The 942-nt window shown below is 71.4% G+C and carries 1 protein-coding gene; it reads right to left on the reverse strand.

Going from position 1 to position 942, the window contains the following annotated elements:
* Positions 1-33: 33 nt before the first annotated feature.
* A partial coding sequence (locus ACQKIP_RS18015) for an aldo/keto reductase (protein ID WP_427743425.1) occupies positions 34-942 on the reverse strand: 909 nt, incomplete at its 5' end.

Genomic DNA, 942 nt, shown 5'->3' on the forward strand with positions numbered 1-942 from the left:
GTGTACGGGGCGGGAGGAGCGGGCGGTCGAGGGTCAGACGGTCGGTACGGGAGCGTCAGCGGCGATCAGCTTCTCCGCGCGCAGGTCCGTCCAGAACGCGGCCGGGATCTTCTCGCCGAGCGCGGCGACGTCCTCGGCGATGCGGCTGGGCTTGGTGGCTCCGGGGATCGCCGCCACCGTCGCCGGGTGGGCGAGGGAGAACTGGAGGGCGGCGGCCTTGATGCCGACGCCGTGGCGCTCGGCGAGGGCCTTGATGCGTGCGACCTTGGCGATGATCTCCGCGGGCGCCTTCTGGTACTCGAAGTGCGAGCCGCCCGCCAGGATGCCCGAGCTGTAGGGGCCGCCCACGACGATGTCGACACCGCGGGCCCCGGCGGCCGGGAGCAGCCGCTGGAGGGCACGGTCGTGATCGAGGAGGGTGTAGCGGCCGGCGAGGAGGAAGGCGTCGGGCTTCGGCTCGTCCAGGTCGAGGGTGAGTTCGAGGGGCTCCACGCGGTTGACGCCCAGGCCCCAGGCCTTGATGACACCCTCGTCGCGCAGCCGGTCCAGGGTGCGGAAGGCACCCGTGCGGGCTGTCTCATAGGCGGCCAGCCATTCGTCGCCGTAGAAGTCCTGCGCGACATCATGCACCCACACGATGTCGAGCCGGTCCGTGCCGAGCCGCTTGAGGCTGTCCTCTATGGAACGGAGGGTGGCGTCGGCCGTGTAGTCGTTGACCATCTTGTTCGGGCGGCCGTGCTCGAAGAGGCCGCCCTTCTCGCCGAGGTCGCGTGCGGCGGGGTCCTCGGCCTCGTCCAGGATGACGCGGCCGACCTTCGTGCTCAGGACGTACTCGTCGCGGGGGTGGCCCGCGAGGACGTCGCCGAGCCGGATCTCGGAGAGGCCCGCGCCGTAGAAGGGGGCGGTGTCGAAGTAGCGGATGCCCTGGTCCCAGGCCGCCTC

The organism is Streptomyces sp. NPDC059900, from assembly GCF_050270335.1.
In the GTDB taxonomy this organism is placed as follows: Bacteria; Actinomycetota; Actinomycetes; order Streptomycetales; family Streptomycetaceae; genus Streptomyces.